Below are 22,920 nucleotides of genomic sequence, written 5' to 3' on the forward strand. Positions count from 1 at the left end.
GCATGACAGATACACTTCTACTCGAAAAACAAGGCCATACAGCCATCATCACAATGAACAATCCTCCAGCTAACACTTGGACAGAGGAGAGTCTAAAAGGGCTTATTTCATTAGTGAATGAACTGAATGAAGATCGAAATATTTTTTCATTAGTTTTGAAATCAGATAGCGATAAATTCTTCAGTGCAGGTGCAGACCTAAATATGTTTGCAGACGGCGATCGCGCTACAGCACGTGATATGGGACGTTATTTTGGAGAAGCATTTGAAGCTTTATCTAATTTTAGGGGCGTATCTATCGCTGCTGTAAATGGATTTGCTATGGGAGGGGGCTTAGAAGTCGCTCTCGCTTGTGATATCCGTGTTGCAGAAGAGCAGGCTCAATTAGCTTTACCTGAGGCAAAAGTTGGCCTACTTCCCTGTGCAGGCGGCACTCAAAATTTAACCATGCTGGTTGGAGAAGGCTGGGCCAAGCGCATGATTCTCCTTGGCGAACGCGTAAACGCTACTAAAGCAAAAGAGATCGGTTTAGTTGAAGAGCTTGTTGCAACCGGTGAATCATTCAACCGTGCTATGGAGCTGGCCAAACAAGCGGATCAACAGAGCCCAATGTCTATTGCAAGCTGTAAGCTACTTATTCAAAACAACCGAAAACATCACTGGAATGCAGGCTATATGCTTGAGCGTGAACTTTTTGTCGATCTATTCCACTCTGAGGACCAGAAGGAAGGCGTAAATGCTTTCCTCGAAAAACGTAAGCCAAACTGGAAAAACTGCTAAGGGCATCATTATGAGTTGCGTACTATTTACCGAACACGCGACCCAGGATAACCACCTTATCCTGGAAATTTCACTCAATTCAGAAAGGTCGCTAAACGCGTTAACCCTGGAGATGATTGAGCTGATTCAACCGCGCCTGACCGCAGCGGCAAACGACGAACGCGTGAAAGCAGTCCTCCTTACGAGTGCTGGCGAGAAAGCCTTCTGTGCAGGTGGTGATGTAGTCGGACTCTACAAGTCAATCACATCAGGTGAACAGCCGAACTTCCCTGAAAACTACTTCACACGTGAGTACCAGCTCGACTATCAGATCCACACCTACCCCAAACCAATCATATGTTGGGCCAGCGGCATCGTTATGGGTGGAGGCATGGGACTGATGAATGGCTGTAGCCACCGAGTAGTGACTCAGACGTCACACCTTGCTATGCCGGAAGTCACCATTGGTTTGTACCCTGATGTTGGAGGAAGCTTCTTCCTCAACCGTATGCCAGGACGAACCGGTCTGTTCCTTGGCTTAACCGGCAACCCTATTTATGCAGCCGATGCTATCTTTTTAGGCCTTGCGGATCGTTTCGTCGACGCGGGTAAATATGGGGAAATGGTGGCCCAGCTACAAGCTAGCGACTGGAGCGGCGATGCCTACACCAAAGTGACGCAGGTGCTTCGTGCGTTTGAACAGAACTCTACTGACAGTTTCCGGGCTGACTCTCCTATTCAGAATCACTTTGCATTTATCCAGCAGATCACCGACCAAGATTCACTGTCCGACCTTATGTCTGCGATGCACGAACTGGAAAGCGATGATCCATGGATTCAACGTTCGAAAAAAGCGATCTCTCATGGTTCACCTCTCTCAGTACACATTATCGCAGAGCAACTCCAGCGCTCTCGCCACCTATCCCTTAAAGAGGTATTTATGGCCGAACTGGTGCTTTCGGTGCAGTGCTGTCGTAATCGCGAGCTCCCCGAGGGAGTCCGAGCGCTTTTGATCGATAAAGATGGTAGTCCTGATTGGATCTATAAAACCGTGCAAGATGTTAATAGCAACTTTGTAGCGCAGTTTTTCGAGTCACCCTGGAGCGAGAACCCACTCGCTTCGCTCTAAACTTGAGCACATTAAAAATAAAAACAGAGGAAATACAAATGGCAACAATTGGATTTATTGGCTTAGGCAATATGGGTTGCCCAATGGTGGCTAATCTAGTTAAAGCGGGCCACATGGTAAGGGTTTTTGACCTCAACAGTGCCGCTATTACACAAGCTGAAGAGGCCGGCGCAGTAGCTACCACTTCAGCTTATGAGGCAGTGAAAGGTGCCGAGTTTGTAATCACCATGCTTCCAGCCGGCAAGCACGTTGAGAGCCTTTACGTAACGGGCGATCAACCACTATTTGATGCAGTTGAGGCAGGAGCTCTGTTGATCGACAGTTCAACTATCGACGCTGAGACCGCCAAGCGTGTCGCTGCAGCAGGGGCCTCTCGAGGCATCGACTTCATCGATGCGCCTGTATCAGGTGGTGTTGGTGCTGCAACTGCTGGCACGTTGGCATTTATGGTAGGTGCGAGTGAAAACCTTTTCGCTAAAGCCGAACCGATTCTCCAAGGAATGGGCAAAAATATATTCCGCGCGGGCGATAGTGGCGCAGGACAAATCGCCAAATGCTGTAACAACATGATGCTTGGAATACTGATGACTGGCACTGCAGAAGCCCTCAATATGGGAATGAAAAATGGGCTAGACCCAGCTGTTCTCTCAGAAATCATGAAACAGAGTTCTGGCAACAACTGGGCTCTACAAGTATACAACCCAGTTCCTGGCGTAATGCCAAATGTCCCATCGTCCAACAACTATCAAGGCGGCTTTCAGGTTGATCTGATGTTCAAAGACCTCGGGCTCGCAATGGATGTGAGTCAGCAGAGTGCATCTCCTACACCAATGGGTGCCGCAGCTCGCTCATTATTCATGCTACACAAAAGCAAAGGTAATGGCGGACTGGACTTCTCTAGCATCTTAAAACTCTATCAAGATCAGTAACGACTTAACTCACTATCAACAATAAATATAAGTGGAAGGTTATGAGATACGACAACGAATACAGCGCAGCTTTTCAAGATCCGCAAGCTTATTGGGCGTCTCAGGCGAGTCGCATCGATTGGTTCAAAGCACCAAGCACGACACTTAGCAAAACAGATTTTGGTACCTACAGCTGGTATCCCGATGGCGAACTGAATAGCTGTTATCTAGCTCTAGATCGTCATGTAGCCGCTGGCCGCCAAGATCAGGTCGCTCTCTACTACGACTCACCGGTTAGTAATACCAAAGAGGAGATCACCTACTCAGATCTTTTAACTCGAGTACAGCGGTTCGCCGGTGCACTCAAAGCACGCGGTGTTAAGAAGGGTGATACGGTGCTGATCTACATGCCGATGATCCCAGAAGCGGCAGTCGCGATGCTCGCCTGCGCACGCCTAGGAGCAGTGCACTCGGTCGTGTTCGGTGGTTTCGCCCCACACGAGATGGCTATCCGAATAGACGACGCAAACCCCAAGATGATACTTACCGCATCATGCGGCATCGAATTCGACAAACAAATCGCCTATAAACCGTTAGTCGATCAAGCGATTGACTTAGCGACTCACAAACCACAGAACACTGTCGTTTGTCAGCGCCCCATGCTATCTGCGGAACTCGACAAGCCATGGGATCTAGACTGGCAAGAATTTCAAAAAGATGCTGAACCTGCAGAGTGTGTCGTCGTCAAAGGTTCAGATCCACTTTATATACTCTACACCTCAGGCACTACAGGTCAGCCCAAAGGGATAGTGCGCGATAACGGTGGCCATGCTGTTGCACTGAGTTATGCCCTAAACAACGTCTACGGGATGCAGGCAGGCGATGTTTGGTGGGGCGCTTCAGATATTGGCTGGGTCGTGGGTCACTCATTTATAGTATACGGCCCGTTAATGGGGGGGTGCTCAGCAATCTTTTTTGAGGGTAAACCAATTAAAACGCCAGACGCCGGCACATTCTGGCGTGTGATTGCGGAGTACGGCGTCAACTCTATGTTCTGTGCACCGACCGCCTTCCGCGCCATTCGAAAAGAGGATCCGAGCGGCAGTCTCGCCAATCAGTACGACCTCAGCTCACTTAAATGGGTATTTGTTGCAGGTGAAAAACTTGATTCGTCGACCTACGGCTGGCTAGATGAATTGCTAAATGTTCCTATATTGGATCACTGGTGGCAGACTGAAACCGGCTGGCCAATGACCGCACCCATGATGGGTTGGGAGAGCCCCTCAAAAGAGCGACTAGGTTCGACTAACAAACCAATTCCCGGCTATGACATCCGTGTTCTCGATGATGAAGGAGTCGAGGTCGAGAGAGGTAATGCAGGCAATATTTGTGTCTCCCTCCCCATGCCACCAGGAGTGGCCTGGAGCATCTGGAACAATAACGAACGATATCGCTCTTCATACTTGGAAAGCTTTCCAGGCTTTTACCACACAGGCGACGGCGGTTATATCGATGAAGATGGATATATCTACATTACAGGTAGAACCGATGACGTAATCAACGTATCTGGTCACCGTCTTTCAACTGGTGAGATGGAGGAGATTCTTTCAGCCCACAATGCTATAGCAGAGTGTGCCGTTATCGGAGTGCCAGATGAGCTAAAAGGGCAAGTCCCTCTTGGGCTAGTTGTGCTTAAAGCAGGCGAGAATATCTCTGAAGAAGATTTAGTCACTCAACTAGTTAATATGGTTAGAGACCAAGTTGGAGCTGTTGCGTGTTTCAAACAAGCTTTTGTAGTCCAACGTCTACCTAAAACAAGATCAGGCAAAGTGCTGCGAGCAGTTCTTCGTAAGATAGCTGCTAAAGAGGAATACGTGATGCCTTCAACTATAGATGACCCTCTGATTTTAGATGAAGTCCAACAGGTATTATCTAAAGCAGGCTTATAAAAACTCAATAAATTAGTAACTTCCAAAGCTGCTGGCATAAACAGTGTAAATGGCAATTTATCAATAAAGACAAATTGCCTTTTACTACACATCAAATTAAACGCCTCAGTTTTTGCTGCTTGACCTTTCGAGACCACTTAGGCTGTAGCGAGGGTGCACTTAAATTCACTTAGCTTTCGATAGCGACTCCAGTAATCGATGTACTGCGTCAAGGTGTTCTGGTTCGTTATGACACATTCCTTGAAAACAGGCACACAGATCGAGAAAGTCTTTTAACTCCATACGCTGCGCCATTTTCATCAACCTTTTAGTTAGGCGCGTTGCTTTTGGCGGTTGTGCCGCAATGCGGTTTGCCAATTCCAATGATGCGTTTAAAAGCTGATCATCTGGAACAACCTCCAGTACAACTCCGAGTTCTTTTGCCTCTATCGCATCGATTACTCTGCCCGTCAGAGTCAATTCAAAGGCACGTTGATAACCGATTAGTCGCTGCAGAAACCAAGCCCCTCCATCTCCAGGAATAATTCCCAAATTGAGAAATGTTTCACCAAATTTTGCGTGTTCTGAAGCAAGTCTCACATCGGCCATATTTGCCAGATCAAATCCTGCACCAATTGCAGCACCATTCACTGCTGCTATTATTGGTACCTCTAATGATTGCAGTGCCACCGGTAACCGTTGAATGCCATGCCTATAACGCGTTGCACATTCCGCAACATCACCAGCAAAATCTGCTTCCCGATTAGCCATATCATGAACATTACCGCCCGCACTGAATGAGGAACCAGCTCCAGTAATGATGAGTACAGAAATCTCCGATTCACGATTAATCCACTCAACTGTTGCAAGGATATCTTCAACCAGATTTGTCCCTGTCAATGCATTTCGAACATCGTCGCGGTTCATGGTTAAAATAGCGACTCTTCCTTCTTTGCGAATAAGAGCGTCTTTTAAAATTGGTATGGTCACTCTATACCTCGAATATAAAAATGCTTTGATTGAAGGTCTTAATGATTGTTTGCAACAGACTTATCTAATACTAAATAGATACCCAACGCCATTATCAGCAGTCCAGCGATTCGCTTAAGGGTAATAACATATTGCTGCGCACCGAATAGCCCAAAGTGATCAATTGCGCTCATCGCTATTAGCTGTCCAAGCAACGCAAAAGCGATAGCATTAGAGACGCCAAATCGAGGAACAATCCAGGTTACGCTGATGACGTAAAAAGCAACGCAAAAACCACCCAAGTAGAAATAGATGGGTAGATCATCTGCAACAAATTTACTCGGGAAGCCCTCTGTTACGAGCAAGTAAACTGCAACTGATGTAAAACCTAATGCAAGCGCCATTGCAGTAGCCAATGATGAACTCATTAGACGACCACCTAAGCCACCATTTAAGGTTGCCATAGTCGGAATACCAATCCCTGCAAGCAACATTACCAAAGCATATACAATTGAATTATTCATTTCTGATACTCCCACAAAGCCTTCATAGCCTAACTTTAGATAATTATTTTTATTGTTTGAAATAATAGCAATCTACCTGATCTACGGAAATCAACTCAAAGATAGTTTCTCGATCCGATATACAAAAATCTATAAAATAAAATGTTTAAGAAGCCCCCATAACCCAGCGACAACAAATGAGCTCATGCATTCAGATCAATTAATCAACTTAACTCGAAAGCCAACTAAAATTACTAATGGCATTTATCAAATACGGCTCCCTCTTCCCTATGCATTAGATCATATAAATGTATACCTTATTGAGGATCATGACGGATGGATTCTGGTTGATACTGGGATCAAGAGCGAACACTCGCAAACTATTCTAAAAGAGATTCTAAATACGCTACCAAAAGCAAAGCCCCTTAAAGCCGTCCTCGCAACACACACTCATGTGGATCACATTGGAGTAGCTGGTTGGATTTGTGAAACCTGGCAGGTGCCTCTCTGGGTCACTAAAGCGGAGTATGATGGATTACAGCATTTTCTGGGAATGGATCCGAAAAATGACACCACTCTAGCTACTGAGTTAAACGACTTTTATCATTGCGGGGGCATACCTGAGACAGATTACGAGCTAATAATTAGAGGCTTATTGGGCTTTCAGAAAGCATTCCACCCCCTCCCAGATAAATACCTATCGCTAGAAGAGGGGAAATTAGTCATCAATGGTGAAACCTGGCAGATACAAATCAATGATGGCCATACGGTTGCACACACATCACTGTTTAATCAGGACCGGAGCATATTAATATCGGGCGACCAAGTGCTCGCTAGGATTAGCTCTAATGTCAGCGTCCGTTTTGGAGAACTCAATAGCAACCCACTAAAAAGTTGGATTGCTGGTTTAGAGCGACTTAAATCACTACCTAAAGACACATTGGTTCTTCCATCACATGAGAAGACGATGTCCAATCTCCATGATCGTGTAGATGAGCTTATTAAAGGTTATCTAGACAACGCTCACAAAATACTCAGCTTTTGCCAAACACCGAGTACTGCCGAAGAGATTCTGAGAGCTCTCTTTCCAAGGGAGCTCTCACCTTTGGATCATCACCTAGCTTATGGTGAGACAATGGCTTATATCAACTACCAGTTGACTGAAAAGAATATTCAAACACTGGGGGCTGAGAGTGATATTCCACTTTATAAAGCTGCCTAACCAATAACATTAAAGAGACGTTACGATGCTCTATTTAGAAGATTTAAAAGCAGGCGATAAATATATAAGTGAAAACTATGAGATCACTGACGAGAATATCGTAGCTTTTGCCGAACACTACGACCCTCAACCTTTCCATTTATCTAATGAATCAGCCCAAGACTCCTTCTTTGAAAGCCTTGCAGCGAGTGGTTGGCAGGTAGGCTCAATTACAATGCGCCTGATCGCAAAATCACTTCCGATTGCCTCTGGCGTTATTGGCGGCGGCGTTAGCCTACGCTGGTTAACACCCACTCGTCCTGGCGATGTGCTTCACGTAGAGACCGAGATATTAGAGGTGATACCGTCTAAGTCGAAACCCGACCGTGGTGTGGTGAAGATTCATGCTAAAACCATCAATCAGCATGGGGAAACACGCCAAACATTTGATAGCTCGCTATTGGTATTTCGCACCAGCGCGGGAGTGAAAGGCGGAATTTTCGCTCCAAAATAGTCAACTAATTTAAATGAGCAATCAACCAGATGTGGCATAGCGAAACGACCACCGTTAGATGAGTTCTCAATCTCCGATAATCGCCATCTTCAATCTGAGTATGATCCCAGGCCCACCAAACCAAAAAGGCAATTAACCCAACCCACAAACCTAAATAGAGGGGGAGTAAAAGTGCCAACCAGGCTAAAAGTGAAGGGAGCATGCAAATGGCCAAACGAGCATCAGAAGCAAAGTTGCTATCCCGCATAGCAACTCCCCAGTGAATCCCTCCTAAAAACGAGAGGATCACAGCGGAATAACTCATAAAAGCCGAGACAGACGCTGCATCTTCAAACTGAAAAGCCAATCCGACGAAAGGGATCAACCCGGCATAACCCAGACGGTGTGCTAACTTAATCACGCGAAATACTCTTAACTGTTTCTATGAGTTACGCAGCTGTCGGTATTCAGGATCTTATTCGATATTCTGTATCTGCTCGCGCATCTGTTCAATCAAAACCTTAAGCTCTACCGCGCTTTGAGTCGTTGCGACGACAACGGATTTGGAGCCCAGTGTGTTAGCTTCACGGTTCAACTCTTGCATTAGAAAATCCAGCTTACGACCAATTGGCCCCTTCTCTATTAAGATGCGTCTTACTTCAGTCACATGGGTATCTAGACGGTCCAGCTCTTCTGCAACGTCGGCACGTTGTGCCAACAGCACTACCTCTTGCTCAAGACGTTCGGCATCAAGGTCGACTCCTAATTGCGACACTCTTTCGACTAGATTCGCTTTTTGATTTTCGATAATTTGCGGCATTTTTGATCTTATTTTGCCGACGATCGCCGCAATTGACTGCAACCTATCCTCTATCAAACCCGCCAACTCAATCCCTTCGCGATGACGGCCCTCAATAAGTTGAGCCAATGCGTCATCAAATAGCGCTAGCGCGGCCTGACCTACCTCACCAGGATCAGCTGAAGTGCTGTTCATCACGCCCGGGAATTGAAGCAGAGCCAAAGGATCAACCCTTCCCTCTGAAGCACCACTGAGTTTAATCTGCTGTAGCGCTTCATTAATCTGCTGCAACCGCACTTGATCCACTTGAACACTCTGCTGACCCACCGATTCATGGAACCGAAGCGAACATTCAACTTTGCCGCGGGCCAGGCGTTTGCGCAGCTTGTCGCGAATGGCTATCTCGTGCTGACGCATAAAGTCTGGAAGTTTGAAATGAGGCTCTAAGAAACGCTGATTAACCGAACGAATTTCCCAAACCAAGGTACCCCATGAAAATTCAGCTTCTGAACGGGCAAAAGCGGTCATACTCTGTGTCATATACTGTCAAACTCGATTACCATAGATTGATTGTCACTATAACAGCCGATGCCGGCACTTTTAAGGTACCTACATGAGCTCTCCACTCTCTGATCAATTGAAAAACCTAGGTTTAGATGCAATGCGCCCAAGTGGGCGTCAACCAGACCAAATGCGCGACGTTAAAGTCACTCGTAATTTTACAATGCATGCAGAAGGTTCGGTTTTGATCGAGTTTGGCAATACAAAAGTCCTTTGTAATGCGTCAGTTACTCGAGGTGTACCTCGCTGGTTGCGCGGATCAGGCTCAGGTTGGGTAACCGCTGAGTATGGCATGCTGCCTCGTGCAACCAATAGCCGCACCGATCGTGAGGCATCGCGCGGTAAGCAGTCAGGACGCACGCTTGAGATTCAGCGCCTGATCGGCCGTTCACTGCGTGCTGCGATTGATCTAGATAAGCTAGGCGAGAACACCATCACCATCGACTGTGATGTTCTGCAAGCAGATGGTGGTACTCGTACCGCCTCAATTACCGGTTCGTACATTGCGCTGATTGATGCGATCAACGAACTGAAAAAAGACAAAAACGGCGCACTTAAAGGCAACCCGATTAAAAACCAAGTCGCAGCTATTTCGGTGGGCATCTATAAAGGCCAAGCGGTATTGGATTTGGATTATGCAGAAGATTCAACAGCCGAAACTGATATGAACGTCGTCATGACTGAAACCGGCGGTTTTGTTGAAGTCCAAGGCACAGCAGAAGGTGCTCCTTACACTCAAGATGAACTGAATCAGTTGCTAACCTTAGCTAAGAAAGGCATTGAAGAGCTCACAGCAATCCAAAAAGCCTCACTGGCGTAAGCAACTAAAATTTAATTTCCTGGAACTAAGAATGACTATCAAACAACTCGCTACAGCTCTATCTTTGATGATTTTCAGCAGCATGGCGTTTGCCCATACTGGTGAAGGTATCAACACAGGTTTTGCATCTGGCTTCTGGCACCCCATCATGGGTTGGGATCATGTCGTTGCAATGGTTGCAGTCGGCCTTTGGGGTGCTTTTTTAGGCGCACCCGCCATCTGGATACTTCCGGTCGTTTTCCCACTGGTCATGGCAATTGGCGGTGCTTTAGGCATTGCCGGTATGCCGCTTCCTGCAGTGGAGACGGGTATTGCGCTTTCGGGTGTGGTTCTTGGTCTGCTGATTGTCTTTGCTGTTAAGGCACCGCTATGGATAGCCGCTGTGATCGTGGGCATCTTTGCGATCTTCCATGGTCACGCTCACGGCACAGAGTTCCCAACAGAGTTTAACGCTTACGGTTATGCCGTTGGATTTGTTATTGCGACTGGTCTACTGCACCTTATCGGTATCGCGTTCGGCTTCCTAACCAAACTCGATTTTGGTGCGAGTTTGGTTCGTCTAGGTGGGGCGATCATTGCATTAGTCGGTGCTGGCTACCTATTTGGTGTGCTTTAACCTATGGTCTATCCATCACGCTCAATACTGCTTCTTTTGACCTCAGTGTTACTGCCTAACCTGGCAGTAGCGCATAGTTTTGGGGCTGGCACCGATCAATTTGCTAGTTTTGTTGAAGGGGCCAGCGTGGTGATCTTTGATCAAGTCACTCTATTTGCCACCCTCTCTTTAGGCCTAATGATTGCACTGTGGAAGAATCGCGGTGTGGTTCAAGCCCTTCCCCTCTTTGTTGTGGGGTTAGTCTTGGGCTTTTTACTGGCGCCTTCAGTAACCACCTGGGTGATGATGGGGGCTACGGTTGTCGGCGCTATCACTGCAACCCTGGGTGCTAGCTTGAACCAGCAGTTCAAACCGCTAACACTGATCCTTGCACTGTTTACTGGCCTGCTTGTCCAGATGGTCTCTTTGGAGGGGCATGTCTGGATGGAGTTAAGCGTCTCCATCTATGTCGGTGTGACACTTGGGGCGATATTGCCAGTGATGCTTGGCGCCGCAACCGGTGAGTTACTACTGGAAAAGCTGCCCGCAACCTTTTCACGAATTGCCGTCAGGGTAGCCTGCTCTTGGCTCGCAGCGATTCAGATCATGATGTTAGCTTTCTTCTCGCACTAACAATAAAATACCCTCGTAAAGAGGGTTTCTAAAATCCAATTCTCAATTAAAAATCGAGATCGTAATCCACGATGTAGGGTGCATGCTCAGAGAACTGCTGACCTTTGTAGATACTGCAGTGCTGAATGGTTTTACGCAGACCTTGAGTCGTAATCTGGTAATCCAAGCGCGCACCTTCATTTAGCTCACGGGCACGGTTGTAGTCTGGCCACCAAGTGTATTCGCGATCCGCTTTTGTACACTCACGCATTGTGTCGACGTAGCCCATTTCACCGAATAGCTCCTCCATGAACTCACGCTCTTCTGGAAGGAATCCAGATACGGTCTGATTGGCATACCAGTTACTCAAGTCGACCGGTTTGTGCGCAATTTTCATGCTACCGGCGAAGATGAATTCACGACGCTTGCGAAGAGTCTTCTCAAAGTGACTTTCAAATTGCTCAATGAACTTCTCTTTCTCTGCTTGAGCGTCTGGTCCTTTGAGACCCGATGGCACATTAAAAGAACCGACGCTGAATCGTTCGAAGTCAGCCTGAATATAACGGCCTTGGAAATCGCACTGTTCAAAACCTAAGCCGATCATAATCGCTTTAGGTAGACGGCGGGTGTAGATCGCTACACCGCTGTAGTCATCATCAAAGGCTTCAAAGAAGTAGGCTTCGTAACCCTCAGGGTGGTAGCGAGAATCATCTAATTGATACTCACGTGCACGAATGTTTTGCAAGCAGACAACATCCGCATCCTGCTTAACCATCCAATCGAAAAAGCCCCGATCAGCGGCTTGAACAATGCCTTGAGTATTAAAAGTAATTACGCGCATGAGTTCGAAGCGCTCCGTATAACTATTGTTGTTAGACTAAAGATTGCAATTGTAGCGATAGATTCATAAAAACGGAATTTTTTAAAGCTGAAAGAAGTTGGTTTGGGAGTTGAACTCTGTTCAGGTATCCTACGCGGATTAAACCCAGTTCTAAGGATTTCACTATTATGCAAAGCTACCAGCGTGAGTTCATCGAATTCGCAATCGAAAAAGGCGTTCTTAAATTTGGTGAGTTCACCCTAAAATCGGGTAGAACTAGCCCTTACTTTTTTAACGCAGGCCTTTTCAATACCGGTGATGCCATAGCAAAACTGGGTCGTTTCTATGCAGCGGCAATTGAAGACGCGAAGATCGATTACGACGTCATGCTTGGGCCTGCTTACAAAGGCATTCCCCTTGCAACAACGACCGTCGTTGCACTGGCAAATGATTTCGGTAAAGACGTTCCTTATGTTTTTAACCGCAAAGAGGTTAAGGATCACGGTGAAGGTGGCAACCTAGTGGGCGCACCACTCGCTGGCCGTGTTCTGATCATCGACGATGTCATTACCGCGGGTACCGCTATCCGTGAGGTGATGACGCTGATCGACGAAAATGGTGCAACACCAGCCGCCACGGTGATCGCACTGAACCGTATGGAACGAGGTACAGGTGAGCTTTCCGCCATTCAGGAAGTTGAGCGTGACTACAACATGCAAGTTGCTAGCATCATTTCCTTAGATGATCTCGTTGAGTACCTTGAAGAGCAAGGTGGTCGTGATGCTGAGTTAACGGCCATTCGAGCCTACCGTGACGAATACGGAATCAGCGCATAACTTATGCAGTTTAAAGCAGTCCTACTTAGATCAATACTCACGCTGAGTCTGGCTGCTTTTGCATCCTCACAAGCCGTTGCAAACACACTTACTGTGTTTGCAGCAGCGAGCTTAAAAAATGCGATCGATGAGATCACAGAACATTACGAGGCAGACCATTCAGACTCGATTGTTGTCTCTTATGCGGGGTCTGCCACCTTAGCACGTCAAATAGAGATGGGCGCACCAGCCGATATTTTCATCTCTGCCAACACTGCCTGGATGGATTACCTATCTGATAGGGCGCTAATTAATGAACCGACTCGCTTCAACCTGGCCAGTAATCAGTTGGTACTGATAAGTCATACTCCAGACGCAAAACTCACCCTCACCAGGTCGCAAGAACTGCTCGATTGGCTGGACAATGAATACCTGGCCATGGGTCTTGTGGAATCTGTACCTGCTGGCATTTACGGTAAGCAAGCACTTACTTATTTTGATCTTTGGGACCCCCTTAAGCAGCAAGTCGCTCAATCAGACAATGTGCGGTCTGCACTTGCATTAGTTGCTTCAGGTGAAGCACCTTTAGGGATCGTCTATCACTCGGATGCGGTGGCTGAACCCAAGGTCTCAATAGCTGCCACCTTCCCTACAGAGTCCCATGACAGAATTCTATATCCGGTTGCGGCTGTTACAGAGAGTGATAAATCAACCGCGGCATTTTTAGAGTTTTTGCGCTCAGAGCAGTCTAGGGCGATACTAGAGCGCAACGGCTTTTTAATGGATTCGCAACAACGTGACTGATTGGCTAGGCCCCAACGAGTGGGCGGCAGTTCTCCTATCAATTAAGGTAGCTTTTTGGGCAACACTGCTTAGCCTGCCTGTGGCCATTGGCGTTGCCTATCTTCTGGCGAAAAAGGAGTTTGCAGGGAAACAGCTTCTCAACGGAATTGTCCATCTACCCTTGATCTTACCGCCCGTTGTAACGGGTTATCTGCTGTTAATGACCTTCGGAAAACGCACGCCTGTCGGATCATTCCTTGCTGAGTGGGGAATTGAGTTTGCTTTCCGCTGGAGCGGTGCCGCATTAGCAGCAGCCATCATGGCTTTTCCATTACTGGTTCGTGCTATTCGTCTCTCCATTGAAGCCATTGATCCTAAATTAGAGGAAGCGGCCGCAACCCTGGGTGCCTCAAGGCGCTGGGTGTTTATCACCATCACCCTACCTTTAATGCTTCCTGGTGTGATCGCCGGCTCCGTTCTGGGCTTTGCCAAAGCGATGGGTGAGTTTGGAGCCACCATCACCTTTGTATCGAATATTCCAGGTCAGACTCAGACACTCCCTTCGGCTATCTATGCGTTTCTTCAGGTACCCGGTGGTGAAAGCTCTGCGACCAAACTGGTGATCATCTCTATTATCATTGCGATGAGTGCACTTCTTGCCTCTGAATGGCTGTCACGTCGTATGAGCCGGAGGTTGCAGTCATGACACTGTCAGTCACTTTGCAGCAGTCGATGCCAAACTTCTCGCTTGATATAGCCTTTGAAGCCCCCAGTGGCATCACGGTTCTATTTGGCGAGTCAGGTTCAGGGAAAACCACCACAATCAATGCGATAGCCGGCTTGCAAAGCAACAGCCAAGGCCGCGTCACTCTGTCCGATCGGGTGTTATTTGATAGCGCTTCAAACACGAGCTTAAAGCCCTATCAACGCAACATTGGCTACATTTTTCAAGAGAGCCGACTCTTTCCACATCTGACAGTAGAGCAGAATCTAAATTACGCGAAACGCTTCAATAAGGTCGACAAAAGCGTCGATTTTTACCAGATCGTCGAACTTTTAGGTATAAAACCCCTACTTAGGCGAACGCCAAATTCACTCTCTGGTGGTGAAAAACAGCGTGTTGCGATTGGTCGTGCGTTATTAAGCGCACCAGATCTTATTCTGGCCGATGAACCCCTTGCAGCACTCGATGGCGCCCGAAAAGCGGAGCTACTCCCCTACTTCAAAAAATTAAACCGGGAATTGGGTATTCCTATGCTCTACGTAACCCACTCACCCGAAGAGGTATTAGAGCTGGCTGACCATGTCATCGCACTGGAGCAGGGCCGCATTGTGACTCAAGGGCCTGCGCGAGAGGTGATGGCCAACAGCAAGGTCGCGCGAACCGCCAATCGTGCGATCAAGTCGACACTGACAACCCAGTTAGTGGCACAACACCCCGATGGACTGTCCGAGCTTCAAGTGGCCAGCGAAACACTCTATGTGCCGACCCTTGATGCACCCATAGGTTCAGCGGTCTGCCTTGAACTGGTCGCGAACGATCTAATCCTATCGACCGCAAAAGTGGCAGGCATCTCTGCCTTGAATCAGGTTTCCGGAAGGGTTGAATCCATTGAAACGACTTCATCGAGTGATGTACTTATTAACGTGTGCATTGCAACAGATATCGTCTCAACACACATCACCAAACGCTCCCTTAACAATCTAAACCTCAAGATCGGCGATCCCTGCGTTCTGATCATAAAATCGGTCAACATCTGCCCCTCTAACCGCTGCCAAGGTTGAGATTTTCTCAACTAGTCGTGAGCATTTATCGTTAAGACTTTAGATATATATCAATTACTTTTGACTATATAACCGATTACAATTCTGAAACTTTGTGCAGTGCACATAATTTTTGTGCTTAATTTGTCTACTGGAGGCATCCCCGATGATTTCAGAATCGGTTGTGGAACTATCGCGTTGGCAGTTTGCTATTACCGCGATGTATCACTTTCTATTTGTACCACTGACCCTCGGTCTATCCTTCCTGCTGGCCATCATGGAATCTGTCTATGTCATGACCGGCAAGCAGATCTACCGCGATATGACCAAATTCTGGGGTAAGTTGTTCGGTATTAACTTCGCGCTAGGTGTGACCACCGGTTTGACCATGGAGTTCCAATTTGGAACCAACTGGGCCTACTACTCGCACTACGTGGGCGACGTCTTTGGTGCACCGCTGGCGATTGAAGGTCTGGTAGCCTTCTTCCTTGAATCCACTATGATCGGCCTGTTCTTCTTCGGTTGGGATCGCCTGAGCAAGGTACAGCACCTTGCTGTGACCTGGTTGGTCGCACTGGGCTCTAACTTCTCTGCGTTGTGGATTTTGATCGCCAACGGTTGGATGCAGAACCCTGTTGGGGCCTACTTCAACTTTGAAACCATGCGCATGGAGATGGACAGCTTCGCGGAAGTCCTGCTAAACCCAGTGGCGCAGGTTAAGTTTGTTCACACTGTCTCTGCAGGTTATGTAACGGGCGCTATCTTCGTTCTAGCCGTCAGCAGCTACTTCATGCTGCGTAACCGTGACATTCCATTTGCACGTCGTTCATTCGCGATCGCTTCAGCCTTCGGTTTAGCCTCTGCGATCTCTGTCATCGTGTTAGGTGACGAATCTGGCTACGAAGTGGGCGAAGTGCAGAAGGTTAAATTGGCAGCGATCGAGGCGGAGTGGGATACACACCCAGCACCTGCAGCCTTTACCGTTGTCGGCCTTCCCAATGAAGAGACCATGACAACTGACTACGCTCTGAAAATTCCGGGCGCCTTGGGTCTAATTGCAACCCGCTCCTTGGATGAGGAGGTTACCGGTATTAAAGATCTAGTGGCTCATGCTGAAGATCGCATTCGCAACGGCATTGTCGCTTATGGCCTTCTAGAGAAACTGCGTAACGGTGAAGACACTCCTGAAAATCGTGCTGCGTTCTCTAAAGTCAGCGTTGATCTGGGCTACGGTCTGCTGTTGAAGCGTTACACGCAGGCGGTTGTTGACGCGACCGAAGAGCAGATCAAACTGGCGGCTCGGGACACCATTCCACAGGTGGCTCCGATGTTCTGGACCTTCCGTGTCATGGTCGGTGCAGGCTTTACGATGCTGCTTCTATTTGTCCTAGCCTTCTACTACACCGCTAAGCGTAAGGCTTACCAGACACGTTGGTTGCAGTGGTTCGCACTGCTCTCTCTACCGCTTCCTTGGATTGCCAGTGAGATGGGTTGGTTCGTTGCTGAATTTGGCCGTCAACCTTGGGCGATCGGTGAAATTCTTCCGACCTATGTCGCAACCTCTCACCTAACTGAGACGGATCTGTGGATGAGCTTGGCGGGCTTTATTGGACTCTACACTCTGTTCTTGGTCATCGAGATCTACCTGATGGTGAAATACATCCGCAAAGGCCCAAGCGCCTTGCAGACTGGCCGTTACCACTTTGAACAGAACACAGCGACTCAAGGAGCTTAATGATGTTTGATTACGAAACGCTTCGACTTGTTTGGTGGCTGTTGGTGGGTGTTCTACTGATTGGTTTTGCCATTGCAGACGGCATGGATTTGGGTACTGCTATGATGATCCCTGTATTGGGTAAAACGGACACTGAGCGCCGCGTCATCATCAATACCATCGGGCCTCACTGGGACGGTAACCAGGTGTGGTTAATCACTGCCGGTGGTGCCATCTTTGCCGCTTGGCCACTGGTTTACGCAACAGCATTCTCTGGCTTCTACTGGGCCATGCTACTGGTACTGTTCGCACTATTCTTCCGTCCTGTCGGATTTGAGTACCGCTCTAAGAAGGACTCTGTCGCTTGGCGTCGCAACTGGGACTATGCACTGGCAGTGGGCTCGTTTGTTCCATCACTGGTCTTTGGTGTGGCATTCGGCAACCTATTCTTAGGCGTGCCCTTCTACTTTGACGAGTTTACCCGCCCAATCTACACCGGTTCTTTCTGGGCTCTGTTGAACCCATTCGCCATTGTCTGTGGCCTAGCCAGCGTGGTAATGCTTGCTCTGCAGGGTGCAACTTGGTTGCAGATGCGTGCCGGCGGTGAGGTTCAAGGCCGCGCTCAAACTATGGCAACTCTGCTAGGTCCGGTTCTAACGGTACTCTTAGCGGTTGCGGGTGCATGGTTGTACTACGGTATTCCTGGTTACGAAATCAGCTCTACTGTCGTGGGTGATGCTCCTTCTAACCCGTTGAGCAAAACCGTAACGACCACTGACAACTGGTTCGGTAACTACACCGATTACCCAATCCTTTGGACATTGGTAGCGGCATCTGTGGCACTCCCTCTGCTAACAAGCTTAATGGCTAAAGCGGGTAAAAGTGGTTTTGCCTTTACGTTGAGCTCACTGGCGATCGCAGCGATCATTCTTATGACCGGTTTCACCCTATTCCCATTCGTGATGCCTTCATCGACTGATCTAGCCAGCGCTCTAACGCTGTGGGATGCGACGTCGAGTGAACTGACACTTGAGATCATGTTCTGGGTGGCTCTGTTCTTTGTACCGATCATTTTGGGTTACACCCTCTGGGGCTACTACAAAATGTGGCGTCGAATTGAACCTGAGTTCATCGAACAAAACAGCGTTTCAAACTACTAGGAGATTAAGAAGATGTGGTATTTTGCTTGGATCCTTGGCGTACTCCTAGCCTGCAGCTTCGGCATCATCAACGCGATGTGGTTGGATGCTGAAGAGGAGCAGCGCGCAGACGATTAATCTGTACGCTCTAGCTGTACGTAATCAAGGGGCTTTCGAGCCCCTTTTTTTGTAAACCTTAGTGAGTGTTAAGTTGGCCAGACAACGAAAATCCAACCCGACCGCAATCCTCGATCAGCACCAGTTTGATCTGAAGGGTTCCATGCGCCTGTCGCTGCTATTGGGCGTGATTCAAACGCTTTGTACTATTGGATTCGCCTACTGGGTCGCTCTGCTAATCGATCAGCTATTAACTCAGGGCAGCTTAGATCACAGCCCGCTTCTTTTGGTCGCTGCGGCCTTCCTCATTCTTGCCGTTAAAGCGGCTGCATCACTCTGGCAATCGACTATCAATCTGCGCAACTCAGTCACCATCCGCGATCGCTTGCGAGAGCAGATTCTTAGCCTCAGTTTTAAAACTGGGATTTCGCTCTTCCCTGCTTTCAAGCCGGCACAACTGGCCAACCTGCTGACCAGTGAAGTCGACAAGCTCAAAGAGTATTACGCAGAGTTTAAGATTCAAAAGCAGATGGCTGTATGGACTCCCGTTTTGATTCTAATTGCCGCTAGCTTTGTGAACTGGTTAGTGCCGCTGATTTTGTTGCTGACCACGCCTTTGATTCCGATCTTTATGATCATTGTCGGTAATAAAGCGGGGGAAGCGTCACGCAACAACTTAGAGCAGCTCAATCGGCTTGGCCATCTACTCGAAGATCGTCTTCGTAACGTCGATCTGCTTCAGCAAGAGAGAGCAGTCGATAGAGAGACCGAGGCGTTGCATCATCAATCGGATCAGTTCCGTATTAGCACGATGAAAGTTCTGCGTTTGGCGTTTCTGTCCGGGACGCTCTTGGAGTTTTTTGCCGCGATCAGCGTGGCACTGGTCGCAGTCTATTTAGGACTCTTCTTTTTGGACAAATACTCTCTCGGTGCATGGGGAACAGACATCAGTTTTGCTGAAGGTGCCTTTCTATTGATGCTAGCGCCCGAATACTACTTACCCCTGCGTAAGATGGGCGCGCTATACCACGCAAAATCGAATGCTCGGGCTGTCGCCGAGCAAATTGAGCAACTCAAACAGGCCGCTGAACAGTCAAGGGTAGTTAGTGAACCTTCAAAAGCAGGCTCTTTTAAAGCATCGATAAAAATCGAAGGCCTAGTATCAGGTAGTGATCAAGCCATTCACAAACCTGTCTCTGTTGAGCTTAAAGCGGGTGAATCACTACTGATTGAAGCGCCTTCTGGCACAGGAAAAACGAGCTTACTCGATACCCTAGCAGGGCTTCGTCCCCCACTATCTGGATCCCTGTCTGCTGACGAAACAACAATCGAACCTTACAGCAACCCTCACTGGCAGCAGACCATTGGATACATAACCCAGCACCCAGAACTGATCTATGGATCGTTAAGGGAGAACCTCTGCTTAGGTAAGAGTTACTCTGATGATGACATTTGGGCTGCCCTAGGATCGGCTCAATTAGAAACCGTCGTTAAGCAACTTCCGCAGGGTTTGGACTACTTCATCACGGACTCTGGGCACTTTCTATCGGGAGGTCAGACACAACGTCTTTCGATTGCGCGAGCGCTTCTGCATCGACCTAAACTACTGCTTCTTGATGAACCTGTAGCGAACTTAGATGTTGATACCGCCGAATTGTTTATGAATGCTCTAAACCAGTATGTTGAACAGGGTGGCATGATCATCATGGCCAGTCACCGCACCAATCGCTTCAACTTCACGCAACGACTCACTTTAGCTAAAGCGGAGGTAGATGCATGAATCGACACTACTGGTCTCTACTGCTAGCAGAGCGAGGCGTCTTTCTACTCGGCTTAACCCTATCCATTGTCACTGCATTTGCCGGCATCGCTCTACTGGCTGTATCAGGCTGGTTCATCAGTGCAGCGGCTTTAGCCGGTGTGACGGCAGCCGCCGCTCATGCATTTAACTTTTTCACCCCCGGCGCCATCGTTCGTGGTCTCTCCATTGCCCGCACAGCTGGTCGCTACGGGGAGCGATTGGCCAATCACGAAGCAACCTTTAGGCTCATATCGACACTAAGACGAGATATCTTCTCTCGATTAGCCAACAGCCAAAACATCAGCGCACGGATGAATCGACACGACAGTGCGAGTCAGATGCTGCAGGATATTCAAAACATTGAAGGGATCCATCTGCATTCGCTCGTGCCTGCCATTACCGCTCTCTTTTCAGCGCTTGGGTTTATTCTGGTTACGGCTCTGTTTCTACCCGGTCTAGCGATAGCTAGCCTGCCATTAATTCTATTAGCTTTGATCGGAATTCCTTGGCTCTATGCTAAAGCGGTTCTGGAGCCCGAGTCTGAGCTGCATCTGAGTCGAAATGCACTCTGGTCACGCGCCAGCGGTATCTTCTCAAGCTTGCGCCTGCTCACCCTGTCGCAGCAGCTTGAACATGAGGGCAATAGGTTGCGCCAGCAGAGCCGACAGTCGGATCTATTCGAACTCCAAGCCCTAAAGCGCCAGCAACTCATCAACCTTCTATCGCAATTGATTAATTTATCTTTGGTCGGCTTAACACTGCTCATGGCTCTGCAGGCCTATCTCACGGGTGAACTGGCCGGCGCATTAATCTTTATGTTGCTGCTGTTATCTCTCGGAACCATTGAGGTCTTTGCCGCTGCAAATGGAGCCATCTCGCACCTTCTGTTAGGCCAACGCGCTTTAAGTCGCTTAGGCAAAAGTAGTAAAAATCAGCAAAACTTCGAAGAAAAACGCACTATATGCATAGAAAAGCCCTATTTTGGTATCTCAATCAAAGAGCTCTCATACGCTTATGAGGGGAGTGCACAGAGCGTCTTCGAAGCGCGATCTGTTGAGTTTAATCAGCTAGGTTTAAACTGGATTGCCGGACAGAGTGGCCGCGGTAAAACCACACTACTTCGATTAATTGCTGGCGAACTTGAGCTACAGCAGGGCAGCCTGATCGTTGAAGGTACCGCCTTATCTCAAATCGCTTATCTACCTCAACGAGTACAGATTGTTCGCTCTACACTGCGTCACAACCTAGACTTCACTGGCCAACGAAGCGACGAAGAGATTATCAGTGCACTGCAAACAGTAGAGCTAGGCGAATGGGTCGAATCACTACCCAAGCAACTCGACACTTGGATTGGTCCTGGTGAATGGGAGCCATCTGGCGGTGAGTTAAAACGCATTGGTTTGGCGCGTCTGCTTCTGAAACAGGCTGACATCCTGCTGTTAGATGAGCCCTTCGCTGGAATGGATGCTGAGCTTCAATCCACCATCGTCAATTCGCTACGAGATCTTTGGCAACATAAGCTGGTTATTCTGGTGTCACATGATCTTGAGCAACGAGCTTCGCAGGACGCCTTACACCAGCTGTAGAGAGACATTGTTATGAAAACCCCTATTACACTCCTCACAGGCTTTTTAGGCAGTGGAAAAACCACACTACTGAATTACTTAATTAATCAGCCTGAACTATCAGATACTCTGGTTATCATTAATGAGTTTGGTGAAATCGCCTTGGATCATCTGTTGGTGGCTGAGAGCAACGAGAATGTCTTGATGGAGATGGACAGCGGGTGCATGTGTTGCACCGTGCGGGGTGATCTGGTCAACACGCTTCACGAAGTAACCGCACAAATTTCAGAGCCTGAGGGTCGACAATTCAAGCGCATCATCATTGAGACAACTGGGTTGGCAGACCCTGCTCCCATCATTCACACTCTGATGACCGATCGCTGGATTGCTGAAGCCTATCAATTAGATGGTGTTGTCACGACGGTCGATCTGGCTACGGGGTCACACACCTTAGATCAGCATAAAGAGTCCGTAAAACAGGCTGCTTTGGCAGACCTGCTGCTACTCACCAAAGGGGATATGACCGATAAAGTGGCAAAAGAGGCGTTAATCAGCCGACTTACCCAAATCAATCCCAGTGCGCGTAAGCTTGAGGTGGCCAGCGGTAAAGCAGACCCTAATCAGCTGCTCAACCTAGGATTGTTCACTACTGAGGGCAAACTAACCGATGTAGAGGCCTGGTTAAAAGAGGAGGCTTATTCTGAACAACATGATCACCACCATGACCATGATTGCCATCAGCATGGCTGCGATCATGATCATGCCAAACGTCATGGTGACAACATCGAATCCTTCTGCCTGACCGTTGAAAAGCCGATTAGCAAAGAAGCGCTTCAAGATTGGATGCAGTTATTAATGAGTCTAGTCGGCAGCAACATCCTACGTATCAAAGGCCTACTAAATATTGAAGGCGTTGCAGAACCCCTAGTCATTCATGGGGTACAGCAACTGTTTCACCCACCCGTTCCTCTACCAGCCTGGCCAAACGATGATCAGCGAACACGATTAGTGTTTATCACGCAAAACGTCAGCAAAGAGTTTATCGAGAACACGTTTAAGGAGCTGATTGATATTGCGGAGCCGTAAAGTAAAAACCCCATGAAATAACGACATTTCATGGGGTTTT

Annotated in this window: 24 protein-coding genes; 19 read left to right on the top strand and 5 right to left on the bottom strand. The window is 48.1% G+C overall.

Features of this window, described 5'->3' with window-relative positions; translation table 11 throughout:
• Nucleotides 1-2: 2 nt before the first annotated feature.
• Genes XMD530_RS06045 through XMD530_RS06060 form a run of 4 tightly spaced genes read left to right on the top strand, consistent with a single transcriptional unit; the run spans nt 3 to nt 4,744 of the window.
• The gene (locus XMD530_RS06045; protein WP_173481684.1) at nt 3-779 is read left to right on the top strand and encodes an enoyl-CoA hydratase; all 777 of its coding nucleotides are present in this window, start codon (nt 3-5) and stop codon (nt 777-779) included.
• A 10-nt stretch (nt 780-789) separates the two neighbouring features.
• Complete coding sequence (locus XMD530_RS06050; RefSeq protein ID WP_173481683.1) at nt 790-1,887, top strand: enoyl-CoA hydratase/isomerase family protein; 1,098 nt, start codon at nt 790-792, stop codon at nt 1,885-1,887.
• A gap of 38 nt (nt 1,888-1,925) precedes the next feature.
• On the top strand, nt 1,926-2,816 hold the full coding sequence (gene mmsB / locus XMD530_RS06055) for a 3-hydroxyisobutyrate dehydrogenase (protein ID WP_173481682.1): 891 nt from the start codon (nt 1,926-1,928) through the stop codon (nt 2,814-2,816).
• 41 nt (nt 2,817-2,857) lie between these two features.
• A complete protein-coding gene (locus tag XMD530_RS06060; RefSeq protein ID WP_173506893.1) occupies nt 2,858-4,744 on the top strand; it encodes an AMP-binding protein in 1,887 nt (628 codons plus the stop codon).
• A gap of 165 nt (nt 4,745-4,909) precedes the next feature.
• Here XMD530_RS06060 and XMD530_RS06065 read toward each other — a convergent pair whose 3' ends face one another.
• Nucleotides 4,910-5,713 carry an enoyl-CoA hydratase-related protein gene (locus XMD530_RS06065; RefSeq protein ID WP_173506209.1) on the bottom strand — a complete coding sequence of 268 codons (804 nt, stop codon included), beginning with the start codon at nt 5,711-5,713 and terminating at the stop codon, nt 4,910-4,912.
• Between the two features lie 38 nt (nt 5,714-5,751).
• The gene (locus XMD530_RS06070) at nt 5,752-6,216 is read right to left on the bottom strand and encodes a DMT family transporter (protein ID WP_173506208.1); all 465 of its coding nucleotides are present in this window, start codon (nt 6,214-6,216) and stop codon (nt 5,752-5,754) included.
• A 184-nt stretch (nt 6,217-6,400) separates the two neighbouring features.
• On the opposite strand from XMD530_RS06070, the gene XMD530_RS06075 reads away from it, so the two are divergent.
• On the top strand, nt 6,401-7,417 hold the full coding sequence (locus XMD530_RS06075) for an MBL fold metallo-hydrolase (protein ID WP_173506894.1): 1,017 nt from the start codon (nt 6,401-6,403) through the stop codon (nt 7,415-7,417).
• Nucleotides 7,418-7,442: 25 nt separating this feature from the next.
• Nucleotides 7,443-7,910, top strand: coding sequence for a MaoC family dehydratase (locus tag XMD530_RS06080; protein WP_173506895.1), 468 nt, complete (start codon nt 7,443-7,445; stop codon nt 7,908-7,910).
• Nucleotides 7,911-7,914: 4 nt separating this feature from the next.
• Here the strand turns inward: XMD530_RS06080 and XMD530_RS06085 are convergent, their stop codons facing one another.
• Both XMD530_RS06085 and XMD530_RS06090 read right to left on the bottom strand, forming a co-directional pair.
• Nucleotides 7,915-8,310 carry a DUF3429 domain-containing protein gene (locus XMD530_RS06085; RefSeq protein ID WP_173481664.1) on the bottom strand — a complete coding sequence of 132 codons (396 nt, stop codon included), beginning with the start codon at nt 8,308-8,310 and terminating at the stop codon, nt 7,915-7,917.
• A 54-nt stretch (nt 8,311-8,364) separates the two neighbouring features.
• The gene (locus tag XMD530_RS06090) at nt 8,365-9,216 is read right to left on the bottom strand and encodes a YicC/YloC family endoribonuclease (protein ID WP_254443079.1); all 852 of its coding nucleotides are present in this window, start codon (nt 9,214-9,216) and stop codon (nt 8,365-8,367) included.
• Nucleotides 9,217-9,301: 85 nt separating this feature from the next.
• Between XMD530_RS06090 and rph the strand changes: the two genes are divergently transcribed.
• Genes rph through XMD530_RS06105 form a run of 3 tightly spaced genes read left to right on the top strand, consistent with a single transcriptional unit; the run spans nt 9,302 to nt 11,297 of the window.
• The gene (gene rph, locus XMD530_RS06095; protein ID WP_305792178.1) at nt 9,302-10,069 is read left to right on the top strand and encodes a ribonuclease PH; all 768 of its coding nucleotides are present in this window, start codon (nt 9,302-9,304) and stop codon (nt 10,067-10,069) included.
• A gap of 31 nt (nt 10,070-10,100) precedes the next feature.
• On the top strand, nt 10,101-10,685 hold the full coding sequence (locus XMD530_RS06100; protein ID WP_173481947.1) for a HupE/UreJ family protein: 585 nt from the start codon (nt 10,101-10,103) through the stop codon (nt 10,683-10,685).
• Between the two features lie 3 nt (nt 10,686-10,688).
• Nucleotides 10,689-11,297 carry a hypothetical protein gene (locus XMD530_RS06105; RefSeq protein ID WP_173481946.1) on the top strand — a complete coding sequence of 203 codons (609 nt, stop codon included), beginning with the start codon at nt 10,689-10,691 and terminating at the stop codon, nt 11,295-11,297.
• Between the two features lie 46 nt (nt 11,298-11,343).
• On the opposite strand, the gene XMD530_RS06110 is transcribed toward XMD530_RS06105, so the two are convergent.
• The gene (locus XMD530_RS06110) at nt 11,344-12,117 is read right to left on the bottom strand and encodes an exodeoxyribonuclease III (RefSeq protein WP_173481945.1); all 774 of its coding nucleotides are present in this window, start codon (nt 12,115-12,117) and stop codon (nt 11,344-11,346) included.
• Between the two features lie 167 nt (nt 12,118-12,284).
• Between XMD530_RS06110 and pyrE the strand changes: the two genes are divergently transcribed.
• The 10 genes from pyrE to XMD530_RS06160 all read left to right on the top strand — a co-directional run bounded on the left by pyrE (nt 12,285) and on the right by XMD530_RS06160 (nt 22,880).
• Nucleotides 12,285-12,932, top strand: coding sequence for an orotate phosphoribosyltransferase (gene pyrE / locus XMD530_RS06115; protein WP_173481944.1), 648 nt, complete (start codon nt 12,285-12,287; stop codon nt 12,930-12,932).
• A gap of 3 nt (nt 12,933-12,935) precedes the next feature.
• Nucleotides 12,936-13,715: a molybdate ABC transporter substrate-binding protein gene (gene modA, locus XMD530_RS06120; RefSeq protein WP_173481943.1), complete on the top strand. Its 780-nt coding sequence runs from the start codon at nt 12,936-12,938 to the stop codon at nt 13,713-13,715.
• The gene (modB, locus tag XMD530_RS06125) at nt 13,708-14,400 is read left to right on the top strand and encodes a molybdate ABC transporter permease subunit (protein WP_173481942.1); all 693 of its coding nucleotides are present in this window, start codon (nt 13,708-13,710) and stop codon (nt 14,398-14,400) included. The genes modA and modB overlap by 8 nt, the downstream gene beginning before the upstream one ends.
• Complete coding sequence (gene modC / locus XMD530_RS06130) at nt 14,397-15,479, top strand: molybdenum ABC transporter ATP-binding protein (protein ID WP_173481941.1); 1,083 nt, start codon at nt 14,397-14,399, stop codon at nt 15,477-15,479. The genes modB and modC overlap by 4 nt, the downstream gene beginning before the upstream one ends.
• A gap of 145 nt (nt 15,480-15,624) precedes the next feature.
• Nucleotides 15,625-17,193, top strand: coding sequence for a cytochrome ubiquinol oxidase subunit I (locus tag XMD530_RS06135; protein WP_173481940.1), 1,569 nt, complete (start codon nt 15,625-15,627; stop codon nt 17,191-17,193).
• 2 nt (nt 17,194-17,195) lie between these two features.
• Nucleotides 17,196-18,332 (top strand): cytochrome d ubiquinol oxidase subunit II, encoded by a 1,137-nt coding sequence (gene cydB / locus XMD530_RS06140; RefSeq protein ID WP_173506961.1) that lies wholly within the window; start codon nt 17,196-17,198, stop codon nt 18,330-18,332.
• A gap of 12 nt (nt 18,333-18,344) precedes the next feature.
• Nucleotides 18,345-18,449, top strand: a complete 105-nt coding sequence (gene cydX, locus XMD530_RS06145; RefSeq protein ID WP_173481938.1) for a cytochrome bd-I oxidase subunit CydX — start codon at nt 18,345-18,347, stop codon at nt 18,447-18,449.
• A gap of 73 nt (nt 18,450-18,522) precedes the next feature.
• Nucleotides 18,523-20,208, top strand: a complete 1,686-nt coding sequence (gene cydD / locus XMD530_RS06150; protein WP_173506896.1) for a thiol reductant ABC exporter subunit CydD — start codon at nt 18,523-18,525, stop codon at nt 20,206-20,208.
• Entirely contained in the window at nt 20,205-21,815 is a 1,611-nt protein-coding gene (locus XMD530_RS06155) for an amino acid ABC transporter ATP-binding/permease protein (RefSeq protein WP_173481936.1), read from the top strand. The genes cydD and XMD530_RS06155 overlap by 4 nt, the downstream gene beginning before the upstream one ends.
• A 12-nt stretch (nt 21,816-21,827) precedes the next feature.
• On the top strand, nt 21,828-22,880 hold the full coding sequence (locus tag XMD530_RS06160) for a GTP-binding protein (RefSeq protein ID WP_173481935.1): 1,053 nt from the start codon (nt 21,828-21,830) through the stop codon (nt 22,878-22,880).
• Nucleotides 22,881-22,920: the final 40 nt, after the last annotated feature.

The organism is Marinobacterium sp. xm-d-530 (genome assembly GCF_013283365.1).
In the GTDB taxonomy this organism is placed as follows: Bacteria; Pseudomonadota; Gammaproteobacteria; order Pseudomonadales; family Balneatricaceae; genus Marinobacterium_E.